Here is a 17240-nt window from a genome sequence, read left to right as displayed (position 1 = left end):
CGTCTTACATCGGCAACACAGTTGATCGGCGGACGCGCGTGGTGGAAACAGGGCACGTGCGCTTCGCAACCGAAGGATGATGACGATGGCCTCCACTCCCGAGACCGCGACCGCAGAACCGGCGCTGGTGCTCACGCCCCCCGCCCCCGTGCCGCAGCTGGCCGCGGAAAAGGCCGCCGGGCTGGTGCCGGTCGACAGCGGCACGAAGAGCGAGCTGGAAAAGCGCGTCGACCAGTTCGTCGACGAGCTGATCGCGCAGGACGTCAACAGCCCCGATTTCGGCAAGCGCGTCGATGCGATCACCGCGATGGGGCAGAAGGAGATCCGCGACGCCGCGGGCCAGTCCAACCGCTTCCTCGATCGCCCGGTCAAGGCGATGGATCAGGAGACGGGCGTCGGCAAGGACCTGGCCGAGCTGCGCCGCGTGGTCGAGGATCTGGACCCCGGCCGGAAGGGCAACCTGACCGCGCCGCAGAAGCTGTTCGGCATCCTGCCGTTCGGCAACAGGATGCGGAATTACTTCGACGGCTACAAGTCGAGCCAGACGCATATCGCCTCGATCCTGAAGAGCCTGTCGTCGGGCAAGGACGAGCTGCTGATGGACAATGCCGCGATCGATACCGAGCGCGCGAACCTGTGGACCGCGATGGGGCGGCTGGAGCAGATGATCCATCTGTCGCGCACGATGGACGCGCGGCTGGAGGACAAGGCCAGCGAGCTGGACCACAGCGACCCCGCCAAGGCCAAGGCGATCCGCGAGACCGCGCTGTTCTACACCCGCCAGCGCACGCAGGACCTGCTGACGCAGATGGCGGTGACGGTGCAGGGCTATCTGGCGCTGGACCTGGTCAAGAAGAACAACGTCGAACTGGTGAAGGGCGTCGACCGCGCCAGCACGACGACGGTCGCCGCGCTGCGCACCGCGGTGACGGTGGCGCAGGCGCTGACCAACCAGAAGCTGGTGCTGGAGCAGATCACGCAGCTGAACACGACGACCGCGAACATCATCGATTCGACCGGCAAGCTGCTGCGCCAGAACACCGCGCAGATCCACGAGCAGGCCGCCGCCGCGACGATCCCGCTGGAGACGCTGCAACGCGCGTTCCAGAACATCTACGACACGATGGACGCAATCGACACGTTCAAGCTGAAGGCGCTCGACAGCATGAAGGCGACGGTCGACACGCTGGGCAACGAGGTGGAGAAGTCGCGCGGCTATATCGCCCGCGCGGAGGGCGCGACGCAGAATGCGGTGTCCGGCCCGGCCGACCAGTTCCGGCTGGAGTCGCTGTGACGGGCATGGGGACGGATGTCGACGAGACGATCGCGCACGCCCGTGCCGCCGCGGCACGACGGCGCGGCGACGCGCTCATCCCGCTGGCGCGCAAGCCCCGGCGCGGGCGGGGCGGGGTGAAGGCGCGGGTCGCGGCGATCGCGGTCGCCAATGCCGCGATCCTGCTGGTGGCGGCGATCGTGGGCGGCGTCGTCATGCCGCTGGGCATGTTCGGCGCGCTGGCGGTGATGCTGCTGATGCTGGCGGTCACGCTGCTGATCGCATTCGCGCCCGCGACGCCGGTGCCCACGCCCGAGCGGATCGCGCGCGCCGAGCTGAAGGCGTTGCCGATGCAGACGGCGCGCTGGCTGGAGGCGCAGCGGCCCGCGCTGCCCGCCCCGGCGCTGAACGTGCTCGACCGGCTCGACCGCCGGCTCGATACGCTGGGCGTTCAGCTGGCCGCGCTGGACGAGAGCAGCCCCGCGGCGGCGGAGGTGCGGCGGCTGGTCGGCGAGCAGCTGCCCGATTTCGTCCGCGACTATCAGCGCGTGCCCGCCGACCTGCGCACCACCCCGCGCAACGGCAAGACGCCCGACCAGCAGCTGGTCGACGGGCTGGGCGTGATCGAACGCGAAGTGGGCGAGATGAGCGAGCGGCTGGCGCAGGGCGATCTGGACGCGCTGGAGACGCGCGGGCGCTTCCTGGAAATCAAATATCAGGGCGACTGATCGTCCTCCGGCGCCAGCAGCCAGGCCAGCGCCTCCGCACGATCGGCGAAGAATCGCTGGCCGCCCGCCACGCGACGCGCTTGCATCGCCAGCAGCGGCGCGGGGGCCAGGATGGCGATCCGGCGCGACGCCAGCCGGGGGTCGGCGAGCATCCCGCCCATCATCGTCGCGATCTGCTGCGGTTGCACGATCCACTCCGAACAGTCGATCAACGTGACCTGCTGCCCCAGCGGGCAGCCGTATCGCGGCAATATGTCGAGCGCCGCCACCTGCGCGACCAGGAAGCGCGCCGCGATCGCAAAGTCCCATAATCCGCGCGGCGTCGTCACCACCAGGCGCTGGCGGGCATCGACGACGATCGAGTAATAGGGATCCTCAACGATCGTCTTCGTCATCTCTCTCTCCGGGGGGCCGCGGCCGCGACCTCGCTCGGCATGGTGTAGCAGGTATCGACCGCGACGATAGCCACCGAACGGGCCGTATCGCCGCCCGCGCGCCGCCGACGGGCCGCGCCCGCAGCGACGACCCGAACCTAGCCGGCGATATAGCCGCGGATCAGATAGCCGTTGAGCGCGACGATGATCGCGGTGATCGCCCAGGCCAGGACGACGAGCCATCGCGGCGCCGCGAAGGCGCCCATCAGCCCGCGACTGGCGGTGAAGGCGACCAGCGGGATGACCGCGAAGGGCAGTTGCAGGCTGAGCACCACCTGGCTCAGCACCAGCAGGTCGGTGGCGCCGCGATCGCCGCTCGCCGCGACGACGAGGACAGCGGGGACGATCGCGATCCCGCGCGTCACCAGCCGGCGCAGCCACACCGGCAGCCGGATGTCGAGGAACCCCTCCATCACGATCTGTCCCGCCAGCGTGCCGGTGACGGTCGAATTCTGCCCGCTGGCGAGCAGCGCGATCGCGAACACCGCGCTCGCTGCGCCCACGCCCAGCATCGGCGCGAGCAGGCGGTGCGCATCCTCGATCTCGGCGATGTCGGTGCGCCCCGCGGTGTGGAACGTCGCCGCCGCCAGCACCAGGATCGCGGCGTTGATGAAGAAGGCCAGCCCCAGCGCGACGGTCGAATCGATCGTCGCCAGCTTCAGCGCGTCGCGCCGCTGCGCCTCGCTGCTGCCATAGGCGCGGGTCTGGACGATCGACGAATGCAGGTACAGGTTGTGCGGCATCACGGTCGCCCCCAGGATGCCGATCGCGATGTAGAGCATCGCCGGGTTCGTCACGATCTCCGCGCGCGGCACCAGACCCCCCGCCGCCGCCGCCCAGTCGGGCCCGGCCCAGAACAGCTCCAGCGCGAAACATCCCGCGATGATGAGCAGCAGGCTGGCGATGAACGCCTCCAGCCGGCGGAAGCCGAACCGCTGGAGCGCGAGGATCAGGAACACGTCCAGCCCGGTGATGACGACACCCCATACCAGCGGCAGCCCGAACAGCAGCTTGAGCGCGATCGCGGTGCCCAGCACCTCCGCCAGGTCGCAGGCGACGATCGCCACCTCAGCCAGCACCCACAGCACGATCGCCACCGGGCGCGAGGTGCGGCGGCGGCATGCCTGCGCCAGGTCCAGCCCCGCGCCGATCCCCAGCCGCGCGGACAGCGATTGCAGGATGATCGCCATCAGGTTCGACAGCAGCACCACGCTGAGCAGCGCATAGCCGAAGGCGGAGCCCCCCGCGATGTCGGTCGCCCAGTTGCCCGGGTCCATATAGCCGACCGCCACCAGCCATCCCGGGCCGACGAAGGCGGCGAGGCGACGCCAGAAGCCGGCGCCCTGCGGCACGGGGACGGTGGCGAAACTGTCTTCGAGCGAACGGGTGCCGGCGGTCATCACGCGCCTGCATGCGGGAGCGGGCGGGCGAGTTCAACCGCGCTGTCGCGATTGCTTACAATGAAGCGGCTTGCGCGCCCGGCGCAGCCACCGCATCCTTGCCGGCATGCGTCATATCCTCGCCCCCGCCGCCCTGCTCGCGATCTGTCTCGCGGCCCTTCCCGCCAGCGCCGCCACGCCGATCGCGGGACGCTATGTCACCGCCGACGGATCGGGCGTGATCCAGGTGGGGCCCTGTGGCGCGACGGTCTGCGGACGGCTGGTCACGATCCTGAAGGCGACGCCGGGCGCGCCCAAGACCGACGTCAACAACAGCGACCCGGCGCTGCGCTCGCGCCCGGTCCTGGGCATGCCGATCCTGTCGGGCTTCGTGGACAAGGGGAAGGACTGGCGCGGGCAGATTTACGATCCGCGCAACGGCAAGACCTACAAGTCGATCGTGGTGCGCGAGGGCGACGGATCGCTGACGGTGAAGGGGTGCATCGCCTTCTTCTGCCAGACACAGCGCTGGACCCCGGCGCGCTGATCGCCCACCCTGCCCGCTCGCGTCAACGAACGAGGAGAGCGGGCATGATCGAGGGCGGATGCAATTGCGGTGGCGTGCGCTACCGGATCGAGGGCGAGCCGATGACGGTCGCCGCCTGCCATTGCACGCGGTGCCGCCGGCAGTCGGGCGGCACCTTTTCGGTCAACCTGATCGTGCCGATCGCGGCGATGACGGTGGAGGGCGCCCTGTCGCGCTTCACCGATCGCGACACGACCAGCGGCGCGGGCGTGCAGCGCGAGTTCTGCGGCACCTGCGGCTCCCCGATCCGGTCGCTGATCGACGCCAGCCCCGGCATCGCCGCGGTGAAGGCAGGCACGCTGGACGATCCCGACCCCTATGCGCCCGCGCTGCACGTGTTCACGCGGTCGAAGGTGGCGTGGGTCGCGGTGCCGGACGGCGTGCCGCAGTTCGAGGCGAATGCGGGCTGACGAAAAAACCCCACCGGCCCGGATGGGAAGGTGGGGTTTTTGGAAGTGGTGGGCGTGGCAAGGATTGAACTTGCGACCCCTGCGATGTCAACACAGTGCTCTACCACTGAGCTACACGCCCGCCGGAGGAGGCGCGTCTAGCGGGGGTTGGCGGGGGGCGCAAGCGCTATTCCGCCGTCCGCGACGCGTTTTTTCAGATGAACTCGTTCGCGGTGCCGACGTCGAACAGGCGGTCGACCTCCAGCACCAGGTCGCGCAGGTGGAACGGCTTCGACAGGACGCGCGCCTGCGGCATCGCGCTGCCCGCCTTCAGCGTCACCGCGGCGAAGCCGGTGATGAACATCACGCGCATCCCCGGCGCGATCTCCTGCGCCTTCTGCGCCAGTTCGATGCCGTCCATCTCCGGCATGACGATGTCGGTCAGCAGCAGGTCGAACTGCTCCGTCTCGATCAGCGGCAGCGCCGCGGTGCCGCGATCCACCGCGGTGACCGCATAGCCCGATCGCTCCAGCGCGCGCGTCAGATACTCGCGCATCACGGAATCATCCTCGGCCAGCAGAATACGTATCATGTCGTCGCTTACTCCCGTCGCCATGCCTATGCCCTGCCTGCGTTGAACTTTCCACCAGCGGAAATGGTGAACGAGCGTAGCATAGCGACACGTTAACCAGACAGCCGCCATCGGCCCGTCGTGCGGCGGGCGGTTGCCCCTGCGCGATACGTCCCATAGGCTGGCGCACGATGCCGGATTCGTTCGTCCTCCTCGGTGCCGATGATCCGCAAAGCCCGGTCGTCCTGTCGGTTCCCCACGCCGGGCGCGATTACCCCCCCGCGCTGCACGACGCGCTGCGCGCGCCGCCGGCCAGCCTGCGCACGCTGGAGGACCGCCATGTCGATGCGATCGCGCTGGCCGCACGGGGACGGGAGGCCGCGCTGATCCAGACGCGGCCGCGCGCCTGGATCGACCTGAACCGCGGCGAGCATGAACGCGACCCGCTGATCGATGACGGCGCGCGCGGGCTGCCGCTGACCGCGAAGGTGCGCGCCGGGCTGGGGCTGATCCCCAGGCGCACCGCGGCGGCGGGCGACTTGTGGTCGCGGCGGCTCGCCGGGGGCGAGGTGGAGGAGCGGATCGCGAGCGACCACCGCCCCTATCACGACGCGCTCGCCGCCGTGCTGGAGCGGACGCGGGCGCGGTTCGGGGTGGCGGTGCTCTTCGACGTGCATTCGATGCCGCCGATCGCGGGGAATGCGGCGCGCGTGGTGATCGGCGACCGCTTCGGCCGCGCCGCGGCGCAGCGCTTCGTCCGCCGGCTGGAGCAGGAGACGCGCACCCACGGCATCGGCTATGCGATCAACACCCCCTATGCCGGCGGGCATATCCTGGAGCGCCATGCCGATCCGCGCCGCGGGGTGCACGGCATCCAGCTGGAGATCGACCGCTCGCTGTACCTCGACCGCGCGCTGGATGCGCCGGGTCCGGGGATGGCCGCGGTGATCCGGCTGGTGCGCGCGATGATCGCCGCGCTGACCGACGAGGCCTTCGCCGGCCTTCCCCCCGTCCAGCAGGCGGCGGAATAGCGACCAAAAAAACCACCGCGTGCGAAAGCACGCGGTGGCCGAGGTTCAGGGAGGAGACACGCCAGAGGCGTGTCATACGGTCTCGCGAAAGGGGGGACACGAAACCGTACGCCACCAACATAGGAACCCCGCGAAGGGTTGCAAGGCCCCGTCCACGCGCGACGATGAAATGTTGGTAAGGGGCGGCGAACGGTGTGGCCTGGCCCGCCCTTCGTCACCCCGGGCCTGACCGGGCCTCTGCGAAAGTCGTGGATCGCTCGACAATTTCGCCGATCCCCGGCGAAGGCCGGGGCCCAGTTGGCGTGGGCTTTCCGGCTATTAGCACCGTTCCCCAACTGGACCCCGGCCTTCGCCGGGGAACAAGGAACTGAATTTCGCAGATGTCTCGAACACGCCCCGGGTGACGCGTACGGGGGAGGAGACGATGCCCCCCCCCGCGGGATCACATCGGCATCGGCGCGGGCATCTGGCCGGCGCGGACCTGGCGCGCGAAAATCTCGCGCATCAGCGACAGCGAGAACAGGTGCGCATACAGCAGCGGCAGCATCCCCGACTGCGACATCTTGCGCAGCTGGTCGCCGCGCAGGTCGGTCAGCTTCGCCTCGTCCACCATCTGGAAGCCGCGGTAGACGAAGGGCTGGTCGTTGCCCTCCTGCTGGATCGTCACCTCGCCGTCCATCAACAGACCCATTTCGCGGATCTCGGTCATGAACTGGTTGGTGCGGGCCGCGGCCTGCTCGAAATTCTCGTTGAATTGCAGGATGTTGCGGGTTAGCTCGCTGGGCTGGCCATCGGCGAACAGCGGCTCGCCATCCTCGAAATCGCCGATCGTGGGCGAGGTGGGGTCGAAGCAGAGCGACAGTTCCTCCGCATCCGGGCGCAGCCGCGCCAGCATGTAGGGATAGCGGCGGACATAGGCGGGGATGTAGACGTTGTCGTCGACCAGCGCGCCGCCGGCATCGACGAAGACGTTGACGCCCTCGTTCAGGCCCATCAGCGCGATCGGCACGGGATCGTCACCGGCCGAGAAGACGATCGGCATGTAGCGCTGGATCAGCGGGAATTCCTCGACCGTGACCGGGATCGCATGCTGGCCCGCCAGGAACGGCGCGGTGTTGGCGGGGCGCACCTTGTAATTGGCGTGGGTCTCGCTCGAAAGCGGCTCGAGGCCGTTGTAGAAAATCGGAAGCTGCGGCGCGCTGGCCATGGTAATCTCCGTACCGGACGTGGTGGATCGTGTCTCTGGCGGGCGCGTCGCGTCCTGTCGCTGCCCGGACGGTCGCCGGGCCTATTGCGTGGCGTGGCCGGGCGCAAGCGTCACGAGCTTCCCCGGATTGAACAGCTCCCCCGGATCGAACGCCTGCTTGATCGCGCGCAGCGCCGCCAGCCGGGCGGGCGAGGCGAGCCGCTCCAGCTCGCGCAGCTTCATCTGGCCGATGCCGTGCTCGGCGGAAATCGATCCCCCGGCGGCGACGACCAGATCGTGGACGAAGCGCGAGACGACGGGCACCTGTTCGGCATACCAGTGCGCGGGGTCGGTGCCGGGGGCGGCGCGGACGTGGAAATGCACGTTGCCGTCGCCCAGATGCCCGAAGCCCGAGGCATGGGTGCCGGGGAAGCGCGCCTCGCACGCCGCCGCCGCCTCGATCATGAAGCGCGGCATGGTCGCGGGCGGGACCGAGATGTCGTGCTGCGCCGCCGGGCCGGTGGCGCGCTCCGCATCGGAGATCGATTCGCGCAGGCGCCAGAACGCCCCCGCCTGTGCCTCGCTCGCCGCGATGGTGGCGTCCGCCGCCTCCCCCGCCGCGAAGCCGTCCGCCAGCAGCTGCTCGACCAGCGCGTGGGGGTCCGCCTCGCCCGGCGCGGCGGTGACCTCCAGCAGGACGTGCCAGGGATACGCCCCCGCGACCGGCGCGCGCGCACCGGGCAGGTAGCGCAGCACCGCGTCCAGCGATTCGGAGGGCAGCAGCTCGAAGCTCTCCAGCCCCGGCGCGCGCGCCTGAAAACGGTGGAGCAGCGCCATCGCGGCATCGGGCGAGGCGACGCCCGCCCAGGCGACCGTCCGCGCGCCGACCGCCGGCACCAGCCGCAGCGTCGCGGCGGTGACGATGCCGAGCGTCCCCTCCGCCCCGATCAGCAGCTGCGTCAGGTCGTAGCCGCGATTGTCCTTCCGCAGCGCCGACAGCCCGTCGTAGAGCGATCCGTCGGGCAGCACGGCCTCCACCCCGGCGACCAGCCCGCGCATCGTGCCGAAGCGCAGCACCTGCACCCCGCCGGCGTTGGTCGAGACGAGCCCGCCGATCGTCGCCGATCCCTTCGCCCCCAGCGACAGCGGAAAGCGCCGCCCCTGCGCCAGCGCCGCATCGTGGAGCGTCGCGAGGATCACCCCCGCCTCCGCCACCGCCAGCCCGGCGGCTGGGTCGAGCGAGCGGATGCGGTTCAGCGCGCGCAGCGACAGGATCGCGGCGCTGCCGTCCGCCGGCGGGGTGGCGCCGCCAACCATCGAGCTGTTGCCGCCCTGCGGCACCAGCGGCGCGCCCTCTTCGCGCGCCAGGGCGACGATCGCCCGCACCTGCGCGACGTCGCGCGGGGCGAGCATCAGCGGGGCGTGGCCGTGATAGCGCCGGCGCCAGTCGGTCTCCCAAGGGGCGATCGTTTCGCGGTCGGTGACGATCGCGGCGGCGGGAAGGTGCGCGGCGAGGCGATCGGCGAGGCGGGAGAGCGCCGGTGTCATCGCGGTGTCCTGCCGACAATTCATGGATTGTTCAATCGCCCGGCGGCAGGAAGGATGCCATCGTCATGTCCGTCACCCTGTCTTCCCTGCCCCCGCTGCTGCTCGCCCTGGCCGCCCCGCTGGCGGTGTCGGGGGGTGCGCCGGAGCGCGCGCCGCCGCCGCCCGCCGTGCGCTGGACGCAGATGACGATCCACGAACGCCTCATCATCCGCATCCCGCGGATGCCGCGCGGCGCGGTGGCGCCGGCGCGCGGCTTCACGCCCGTGATCTGGCAGGAGCGCAAGGCCCCGCGCTGCGTCACGATGACCGACATCACCGGCGCGATGCTGGACCGCGAGGGCGAGGTCGATCTGGTGGTGGAGGGGGTGAAGCGCGTGCGCGCGAAGCTGAACGCGGACTGCCCGACGCTGGATTTCTACTCCGGCCTGTACCTGAAGCCGACCGGCGACGGAAAGATGTGCGCGCGCCGCGATTCGATCCGCACCCGCTCGGGCGCGCGCTGTGCGATCACCGCGTTCAGGACATTGGTCCCGAAACGCTGATTTCCGCCGCGGCGAGCGCATAATTCTTGACTTTGCGCGCCTGATCGCAGAGCGCGCCAAGGCAGAAACGGGATATTGCGGCTGGTGCCGCGCGCCCCCGCCAACCGGACATCTGCATGAGCTTCGCCGACCTCGGCCTTTCCGACGAACTTCTCCGCGCCGTCGGAGACACCGGCTATACCGAGCCGACGCCGATCCAGGCGAGCGCGATCCCGCCGGTGCTGATGATGCGCGACATCATCGGCATCGCGCAGACGGGGACGGGCAAGACCGCCAGCTTCGTGCTGCCGATGATCGACATCCTGGCGCACGGGCGCAGCCGCGCGCGCATGCCGCGCAGCCTGATCCTGGAGCCGACGCGCGAACTCGCCGCGCAGGTGGCCGAGAATTTCGAGAAATACGGCAAGTATCACAAGCTCAGCATGGCGCTGCTGATCGGCGGCGTGCAGATGGGCGACCAGGTGAAGGCGCTGGAAAAGGGCGTCGACGTGCTGATCGCGACGCCGGGGCGGCTGATGGACCTGTTCCAGCGCGGCAAGATCCTGCTGACGAACTGTTCGATGCTGGTCATCGACGAGGCGGACCGGATGCTCGACATGGGGTTCATCCCCGATATCGAGGAGATCTGCATCAAGCTGCCCGCGCAGCGCCAGACATTGCTGTTCAGCGCGACGATGCCGCCGCCGATCAAGAAGCTGGCCGACCGCTTCCTGAGCAATCCCAAGACGATCGAGGTCGCGCGCCCGGCCTCGACCAACATCAACATCACGCAGTGGCTGGTCCCGACGAAGGGCGCGGCGTTCGAGAAGCGCGAGACGCTGCGCCGCCTGCTGTCGCAGGAGGAGGTGCGCACCGCGATCGTCTTCTGCAACCGCAAGACGACGGTGCGCGAGCTCAACAAGAGCCTGAAGAACCACGGCCTCGCCAGCGGCGAGATCCATGGCGACATGGAGCAGCCGCAGCGCCTCGCCGAGCTGGAGCGGTTCAAGAAGGGCGACATCAATATCCTGGTCGCCAGCGACGTCGCGGCGCGCGGGCTGGACATCAAGGGCGTGAGCCACGTCTTCAACTTCGACGCGCCGTGGCACCCGGACGATTACGTCCACCGCATCGGGCGTACCGGGCGCGGCGGGGCGACCGGGGTCGCCTATACGCTGGTCGGGCCCGACGATGCCGAGAATATCGAGAATATCGAGAAGCTGACCGGACAGACCATCGCCCGGCTGGACGCGGTGCCCGACGCCCCTGCGCGCGAGGAGCGCGGCGCGCGCCGCCGCGAGCGCACGCGCCCCGCGGCCGAGACGCCGCGGCAGGGCGCCGCCGCGGAGCCGCGGCGGGGACGTGCCTCCGAGCGCACGCGCCGCGACGAACCGCGCCGCGATGCCGTCGCGCCCCGACAAGGTGCGCGCCGCGACGAGGGTCCCCGGCGCGACGCGCCGCGCTACCGCGACGATCGCGACGAAACGCCGGATACCGACGGCGGCTGGAACGGCCCGATTCCCGACTTCCTGAGCGTCAAACTGACGTCATGAGCGGTGCGGACCGCGGCCCGGAATCGCCGTGTAACCTGGTGTGCACGATGGATGCGGTGACGGGCTGGTGCCTGGGCTGCTACCGCACGATCGGCGAGATCGCAGGCTGGAGCAGCGCCGACAGGATCGAGAAGGAAGCGATCCTGCGCCGCGTGGCGCAGCGCCGCGCCGACGCCGAGCGCTAGGCCTGGGCGCGCAGCCGCCCCGATAGGGCGGGGCGCAGGACCAGCGCGTTGAGGTCGATCACGACGTGCAGCGCGACCGCGATCCAGAAGGCGCCGGTCAGCAGGTACGCCGCCGCCAGCGACGCCCCGGCCGACGCGGTCGCCACCATGCCGATGCGCCCCTGATACCGATGTGCCCAGCCGAACAGGACGGTCGCGACGGCGAAGCCTAGCGCGGCCGACCCCAGCACCCCGGCGACGAGGAGCGGGATCAGCAGGCGGAAGAACAGCTCCTCGCTGACGCCGGCGCTGATCGAGGTGAGGACGCCCCACGGCAGCTCGCGGCGCGTGCGCGGCAGCACCGCCTCGATATCGCCCACGCCGAGCGGACGACGGCGTCGCCGCTCGACCAGCGCGAGGACGCCGCCGCCCGATACCACGCCGATGGCCGTGACCCGCAGCAGATCGCCGGGCGCGAGCGTTCCGCCGATCAGCCGGGCGAGCGCGATGCGGGCGGGGACGAATTCCGGCGGCAGGCCGGCGAGCGCCTCGATCCGGCCGAGCGATGCGAGCATCAGCAGCGCCGGCATCCCGAACCACAGCCAGTGCCGCACCGCACGGCGGGCGAAGCGTCGCCGGATGCGCGAACCGCCGTAACCCCGCAGGAAGGCGTGGAAGCAGGCGATCGCGGCGATGAGCAGGGCGGTGGCGATCATGAACCCGTCATAGCGCCGAATGTCCGGCAGGAGCGATCCTCCGGCCCCGTGCGAACAGCAGCGGCAATCCCAGCAGGCTTACCACGATCATCGCCGCATAGGCGCGCCCCGGCCCCCCGGACCAGATGAACCCGGACGAGGCGGTGACGGCGGCGAGCACGGCGCCGATGAAGACCGCGTTCAGTCCCTGCGCGCTCGCGGCGAGATGGGCGGGCACGCGTCGGGCGATCATCATCATCGGGGCCAGCAGCGGTCCGGTCGAGGAAAGCCCCTGCAGGCATTGCGCGAGATAGAGGACCGGCAGCGCCGGGTCGGTCGCCATGATCGACCAGCGCAGCGCCGCCGCGGCGGCGGCCAGGAGGATCAGGATGCGCGGGTCGCGCTTCCCCAGCAGCGCGCCGCCCAGCGTGAACGCCAGGATTTCCGACGCGATCGCGGCCGCGTTCAGGAAGCCGATCTGCGTCGTCGACACGCCGTTCGCCGCCCATTGGATCGCGCCGAAGCTGTTGACGACCCCGTGGCTGCCCATGATGAAGGACGCCGCCACCATCGCCCCGATCAGCGCGCGGTCGGCGAACAGGTCGCGCCAGCCGCCGCGCACCTCTGTCTCGGTCGCCGCCAGCATGCGGTCGCCCGGCAGCAACAGCGTCACCGCCGGCGTCAGCAGCAGGAACCCGGCGATCAGCAGCGGCACCGCGCCGATGCCGGTCCGCCCCACCGTCCAGCCGGCCGCGGCGGTGGACACGACGACGCCGATCGAGCCCCAGACGCGCAGGCGGCCGAAGTCGAGCGAGCGGGCGCGCACCGCCATGCTGGCATAGGCATCGACCAGCACCGGGATCTGGTCCCACACGATCGAGAAGACGACGACGATCGCGAAGCGCTGCGCCGCGGTATCCGCCTGCGACAGCAGCGCGACGAGGCCAGCCGCCGCCAGCGCGGTCGCCGCGATGCCCGTTCTGACGCGGCCGTGACGTCCCGCCCAGGCGGCGAAGGGCGCGACGGTCAGCAGGCGCAGGAGCAGCGGAATCGCCATCAGCGTCCCGATTTCCGACGGGGTCGCGCCCTCGTGCGAGAGCCACAGCGGGATCAGCAGGAAGAAGCCGTAATGGAGGTAGAGCGCCGCGTAGAGCGCGGAGGTGCGGACCGCGAGCGACGACCGCCCGCCGCCCGCCGCCATCGTGTCGTCGACCGGCGCGGCGCCCATCGTCAGCATCCAGCCTCTCCCGCCCGTTCCCTGTCGCCCGCGCCGACCAGGTCGATGAAGGCGGCCGTCACGCCGTTGGTCCAGCCGAAGCCGACCTGCGGCACATACTCACCCCCCTGCCCGCGCCCGCCGCGCTCGACGTCGTATTTCTCGTGGATCGCGCCGCTGTGCCGGAATTCGGCATCGACCGTCGCGATCCAGCGCGTCGCGATCGTATCGGCGAGCGCGGCATGGCCGTAGCGGCGCAGGCCCTGAAAGGCGATCCATTGCAGCGGCGCCCAGCCGTTGGGCCAGTCCCATTGCTCCCCGGTGTCGATCAGCGTCGTTCGCAGCCCGCCCGCGCCCAACAGGCAGTCGCCGACCGTCCGCGCGATGGCCGCGGCCTCTCCCGCGGTCGCCATCCCCGTAAAGAGCGGTGCGAGCGTCGCCGCGGTCGGCTGGCCCGACAGGCGCGCGTGCTCGAGGTCGAAATCGCCGAACCAACCTGCGCGCGACCACAGCCAGCGCCGCACCGCGCGCCGCCGCGCCCGGGCGAGCGCGCGAAAGTCGGCGGCGATGGCATCGGCGCACAGCGCCGCGGCCTGCTCCGCGATCGTCGTCTCCAGACCGTAGAGCAGGGCGTTGAGGTCGACCGGCACGATCTGCGGCGTGCGGATCGTCTCCAGCGCGCGCGCATCGGCGAGCCACCGCGAGGAAAAGTCCCAGCCGCTCTCCGCGCCCGCGCGCAGCGCGCGGAAGACCTCCGCCGGCGGGGCGGCGGCGGCGGCGGCGGTCGCGACGTCCTCGGCATAGGATTCCTCGCGCGGGGTGTCGCGATCGTCCCAGAAGCGGTTGAGCAACGCCCCGTCCGGCATGGCGACCGCGCGCCCGCCGCGCATCCAGAAGCGATGTTCCGCCAGCATCGCGTCCAGATGCCGCCGCTGCCGCGCCGGATCGGCCTGCGGCAACAGGCGCAGCATCATGAAATACAGCGGCGGCTGCGAACGGCTGAGATAGTAGCTGCGCGTCCCGTTGGGGATATGGCCGTAGCGCTCGATCAATTGCGTGAAGGTCTCCAGCATCGCGCGCGCCACCCCCTCATGCCCGTCGCGCACGAGGCCCAGCATCGTGAAATAGCTGTCCCAGTAATAGAGCTCGGTGAAGCGCCCGCCGGGGACGACATAGGGCTCCGCGATCGCCAGCAGCGACGCATCGGGCGTGGCGGCATGCGGCGGCCGGATCAGCTCCGCCCAGAGCGAACGGATGTAGCGCCTCAGGTCCGTCTCGCGCACCGCCTCGTGCACCATGGCGGGCGCGGGGAGGACGAAATGCGCGTCGACGAAGGCGCGCAGGTCGTCGTCGTCGCCCATCGGCCGGTCCGCGAACGCCGCCATCACGTCGGGCGCGGGCCGGCGCGGCACCGCGTCGACGAACGTCTTCCCGTCCGCGAACAGGCGGCGCAGCTGGACCTGCTCGAACAGCGGGCCGAAGCGCTCGACCGGCGTCGGCACCGCCTTCCCCGGCGCGCGCATCGCCCCGATCACTGGCCGAAGCGGTAGCCGACGCGCACGCCGTACATCCGCGGCTCGGTATAGGTCAGCCCGACCACGCCCGCGCCGCCCGCATACAGGTCGATGACACCGACCGGGCGCGCCACATCGGTCAGGTTGGTGCCGAACGCGGTGATGCTCAGCGGACGCCCGCCGACATTGTTCAGCCCGACGTTCGCGTTGAGCAGGCCGTAGCCGGGCAGCTCGCGGTAGAACGCCTGGTTGGTCTGCGCGGTCGATACGCTCGTCTGGCGCACGTAATTGGCGTTGACGACCAGGTCGCCCGCGCGGCCGAGCGGCGCCTCGTACGCCGCACCGAGCGAATATTTGTGCCTGGGCGTATAGGGGAAGGGTGCCCCGTTCAGGATCGCGCCGGCGCTCGCGTCCGCGACGCGGGTATAGCGCGCGTCGATGTACGAATAGCTGCCGTTCAGCGTCAGGCCCGTCACCGGCATCAGCGCGGCATTGACCTCGACGCCCTGCACGCGCCCCTTCGCCGCGCTGCGCGTGACGTTCAGGACGACGCCGCCGACCTCCTCCGCGGTGGTGCGCTGGATGTTGTCGTAATTGCCGCGATAGGCCGCGAGGTTGAAGCGTCCCTTCATCGACCCCAGGTCGAACTGCGCCTTCAGGCCCGCCTCGATGTCGGAGAGCTTCTCCGCGGGGAAGGTGCGGAAGGCCGAACCCGCCGGCACCGGACCGTTGACGCCGCCCGACTTGTACGCGTCGCGCGAGGTGACATAGACGTGGACGCCATCGGTCACGTCATAGTCGATCGTCGCCGTATAGCTGAGATACTGGTCGTCGAACGTGCCCGTCGTGGCGGGCGGCGCGATCAGCGTGGTCGACGTGAAGCTGTGCTCCCAGGTGTAGCGCAGCCCGCCGGTGACGCTGAGCCCGCTGAGCGCGGGCGCCAGTAGGCCGAGGTCGACCGTCGCCTGCCCGAACACCGCCTCGCTGTGACTGGTCAGTTCCTGGAAGAAGGGGACGGGCGGGATCAGCGTGCCGACCGGGAACAGGGTGAATTCCTCGATCCCCGCCGGGCCGCTCCACGTCTGGCGATCGAGATAGCCGCCCAGCGAGTAATTGATCGCCTTGTCCGCGGCGGTGCCCTGCAGTTGCAGTTCCTCGGTGAAGGTATTGGGTGCGAGCACCGGGATGGCACGGCTCGCCTGCCCCGCGAGCGGCAGCGGGGTCGCGTCGTAATCGTAGGTGTATTTGCTGCGGAACTGCGCATAGCTGACGATGTTGCGCAGCTTCGCCGTGTCCGACAGGTCGATCGCGGTCTGGTTGACGACCTGCCAGTAGTCGGTCTTCGATGCCTGGTTCAGGTCGTAGCTGACCTGCCGCGGTCCCCGCGCCTGCTGCGCCGACAGCTGCGACCCGATGGTCGGGTAGAATGCCCCGATCAGCGCCGTCGACGCGGGATTGACCGCGCCCAGCACGGTGCCGCCGCCGTTGTTGTCCGAATTGTAGTAGCGCGCGACGGTATAGTTCTCGACCCCGTCGAACGGCCGGATCGTCAGCCCGACGCGGACGCTCTGATAGGCGAGGTTGTCGTAATCCTTGCCCGCGAAGTTCGGCCCGACGTCGCGGGTATAGCCGTCGCGGCGCCCCACCTCGCCCGCGACGCGCAGCAGCACCTTGTCCGGCACGACCGCGACGTTCAGCGCGCCTTCGAGGCGGGCGTCGTTGTAATTGCCGTATTCGGCGCGCAGATAGCCCTCGAACGCGTTGCGCGGCTTGGCCGGCTCGAACAGGATGTTGCCGCCGGTGGCGTTCTTGCCGAACAGCGTCCCCTGCGGACCCGACACGACCTGCACGTTGGCGAGGTCGTAATAGGTGCCGACGCGGCCGTCGATGCTGGTCGCGTTGGGGACTTCGGCGAAATAGTTGATGACGCCGGGGGTGGAGCCGAACGCCGGCCCCTGCCCGCGCAGCGCGAAGAAGGCGAATTCGCGCGGATAGCCGCCGTTGATGGTGAACAGCGACGGCGTGTTGTCGGCGAGCGAGGTGCGGTCGGTGATCGCCTTCTGCGTCAGCGCGGCCGGGGTGAAGGCGGTGACCGCGACCGGCACCGCCTGAAGGCTTTCCTCGCGACGCCGCGCGGTCACGACGACATCGGCGAAGGCATCGGCGGCGAAGGCATCGGCGGCGAAGGCATCGGCGGGCGCGGTGCCGGAGGTGTCGGCCGCGGGCGTCGCGGCGTCGGCGGCGGGAGCCTCCTGCGCCCGCGCCGGGACGGCGAGCATCATCACCAGCGAACTCGTCGTCGCCCACCACCGCGCCTGCATCGAACATCCTCCCACGTCGGCGGCCCCTGATCGCCACCCCTGCCACGACCTCTGACTTTTTTTGTTATCGATGTCAACCGACCATCCGTAACCTATGGACAGCGGTATACACCTGCGCCATTTAGGTGATG

At 70.2% G+C, this 17240-nt stretch carries 17 protein-coding genes and 1 tRNA gene; 8 read left to right on the top strand and 10 right to left on the bottom strand.

All coding sequences use genetic code 11. The features are described from left to right. The first annotated feature begins 85 nt into the window (after positions 1-85). Together PGN23_RS08390 and PGN23_RS08385 are read left to right on the top strand one after the other, a co-directional pair. Positions 86-1294 carry a toxic anion resistance protein gene (locus PGN23_RS08390; protein ID WP_335302437.1) on the top strand — a complete coding sequence of 403 codons (1209 nt, stop codon included), beginning with the start codon at positions 86-88 and terminating at the stop codon, positions 1292-1294. A 5-nt stretch (positions 1295-1299) separates the two neighbouring features. Continuing rightward, on the top strand, positions 1300-2001 hold the full coding sequence (locus PGN23_RS08385; RefSeq protein WP_335302436.1) for a hypothetical protein: 702 nt from the start codon (positions 1300-1302) through the stop codon (positions 1999-2001). Here PGN23_RS08385 and PGN23_RS08380 read toward each other — a convergent pair. Continuing rightward, on the bottom strand, positions 1989-2396 hold the full coding sequence (locus tag PGN23_RS08380; RefSeq protein ID WP_335302435.1) for a hypothetical protein: 408 nt from the start codon (positions 2394-2396) through the stop codon (positions 1989-1991). The genes PGN23_RS08385 and PGN23_RS08380 overlap by 13 nt on opposite strands. 137 nt (positions 2397-2533) lie before the next feature. Continuing rightward, entirely contained in the window at positions 2534-3835 is a 1302-nt protein-coding gene (locus PGN23_RS08375; protein WP_335302434.1) for an Nramp family divalent metal transporter, read from the bottom strand. A gap of 106 nt (positions 3836-3941) precedes the next feature. Between PGN23_RS08375 and PGN23_RS08370 the strand changes: the two genes are divergently transcribed. Further along, on the top strand, positions 3942-4361 hold the full coding sequence (locus PGN23_RS08370; protein WP_335302433.1) for a DUF2147 domain-containing protein: 420 nt from the start codon (positions 3942-3944) through the stop codon (positions 4359-4361). A gap of 44 nt (positions 4362-4405) precedes the next feature. Then, positions 4406-4810, top strand: a complete 405-nt coding sequence (locus PGN23_RS08365) for a GFA family protein (RefSeq protein WP_335302432.1) — start codon at positions 4406-4408, stop codon at positions 4808-4810. A 46-nt stretch (positions 4811-4856) separates the two neighbouring features. Here PGN23_RS08365 and PGN23_RS08360 read toward each other — a convergent pair. Both PGN23_RS08360 and cpdR read right to left on the bottom strand, forming a co-directional pair. After that, a tRNA-Val gene (locus PGN23_RS08360) sits at positions 4857-4931 on the bottom strand. Positions 4932-5003: 72 nt separating this feature from the next. Next, complete coding sequence (gene cpdR / locus PGN23_RS08355; protein ID WP_335304552.1) at positions 5004-5381, bottom strand: cell cycle two-component system response regulator CpdR; 378 nt, start codon at positions 5379-5381, stop codon at positions 5004-5006. A gap of 170 nt (positions 5382-5551) precedes the next feature. Between cpdR and PGN23_RS08350 the strand changes: the two genes are divergently transcribed. Further along, positions 5552-6391, top strand: coding sequence for an N-formylglutamate amidohydrolase (locus PGN23_RS08350; RefSeq protein WP_335302431.1), 840 nt, complete (start codon positions 5552-5554; stop codon positions 6389-6391). A 442-nt stretch (positions 6392-6833) separates the two neighbouring features. Here PGN23_RS08350 and PGN23_RS08345 read toward each other — a convergent pair whose 3' ends face one another. After that, positions 6834-7598, bottom strand: a complete 765-nt coding sequence (locus PGN23_RS08345) for a SapC family protein (protein WP_335302430.1) — start codon at positions 7596-7598, stop codon at positions 6834-6836. Between the two features lie 81 nt (positions 7599-7679). Beyond that, the gene (locus PGN23_RS08340) at positions 7680-9125 is read right to left on the bottom strand and encodes an FAD-binding oxidoreductase (protein WP_335302429.1); all 1446 of its coding nucleotides are present in this window, start codon (positions 9123-9125) and stop codon (positions 7680-7682) included. A gap of 65 nt (positions 9126-9190) precedes the next feature. On the opposite strand from PGN23_RS08340, the gene PGN23_RS08335 reads away from it, so the two are divergent. The 3 genes from PGN23_RS08335 (at position 9191) to PGN23_RS08325 (ending at position 11384) form a co-directional block, all read left to right on the top strand. After that, complete coding sequence (locus tag PGN23_RS08335) at positions 9191-9667, top strand: hypothetical protein (protein WP_335302428.1); 477 nt, start codon at positions 9191-9193, stop codon at positions 9665-9667. Between the two features lie 116 nt (positions 9668-9783). Further along, positions 9784-11199: a DEAD/DEAH box helicase gene (locus PGN23_RS08330; protein WP_335302427.1), complete on the top strand. Its 1416-nt coding sequence runs from the start codon at positions 9784-9786 to the stop codon at positions 11197-11199. Further along, a complete protein-coding gene (locus PGN23_RS08325; RefSeq protein ID WP_335302426.1) occupies positions 11196-11384 on the top strand; it encodes a DUF1289 domain-containing protein in 189 nt (62 codons plus the stop codon). Before PGN23_RS08330 ends, PGN23_RS08325 begins: the two co-directional genes overlap by 4 nt. On the opposite strand, the gene PGN23_RS08320 is transcribed toward PGN23_RS08325, so the two are convergent. From PGN23_RS08320 to PGN23_RS08305, 4 genes are read right to left on the bottom strand one after another with little or no spacing between them, the layout of a single operon-like run. Beyond that, positions 11381-12079 carry a CPBP family intramembrane glutamic endopeptidase gene (locus PGN23_RS08320; RefSeq protein ID WP_335302425.1) on the bottom strand — a complete coding sequence of 233 codons (699 nt, stop codon included), beginning with the start codon at positions 12077-12079 and terminating at the stop codon, positions 11381-11383. The genes PGN23_RS08325 and PGN23_RS08320 overlap by 4 nt on opposite strands. Before the next feature lie 7 nt (positions 12080-12086). After that, complete coding sequence (locus PGN23_RS08315; protein ID WP_335302424.1) at positions 12087-13295, bottom strand: MFS transporter; 1209 nt, start codon at positions 13293-13295, stop codon at positions 12087-12089. Then, the gene (treF, locus tag PGN23_RS08310) at positions 13289-14797 is read right to left on the bottom strand and encodes an alpha,alpha-trehalase TreF (RefSeq protein WP_335302423.1); all 1509 of its coding nucleotides are present in this window, start codon (positions 14795-14797) and stop codon (positions 13289-13291) included. The genes PGN23_RS08315 and treF overlap by 7 nt, the downstream gene beginning before the upstream one ends. Before the next feature lie 8 nt (positions 14798-14805). Beyond that, positions 14806-17109, bottom strand: coding sequence for a TonB-dependent receptor (locus PGN23_RS08305; RefSeq protein WP_335302422.1), 2304 nt, complete (start codon positions 17107-17109; stop codon positions 14806-14808). Positions 17110-17240 lie beyond the last annotated feature (131 nt).

Source organism: Sphingomonas adhaesiva (assembly GCF_036946125.1).
Classification (GTDB): Bacteria; Pseudomonadota; Alphaproteobacteria; order Sphingomonadales; family Sphingomonadaceae; genus Sphingomonas; species Sphingomonas adhaesiva_A.
The sequence above is the reverse complement of the archived record's forward strand: the minus strand, read 5'-3'. Positions and strand labels throughout refer to the sequence as shown.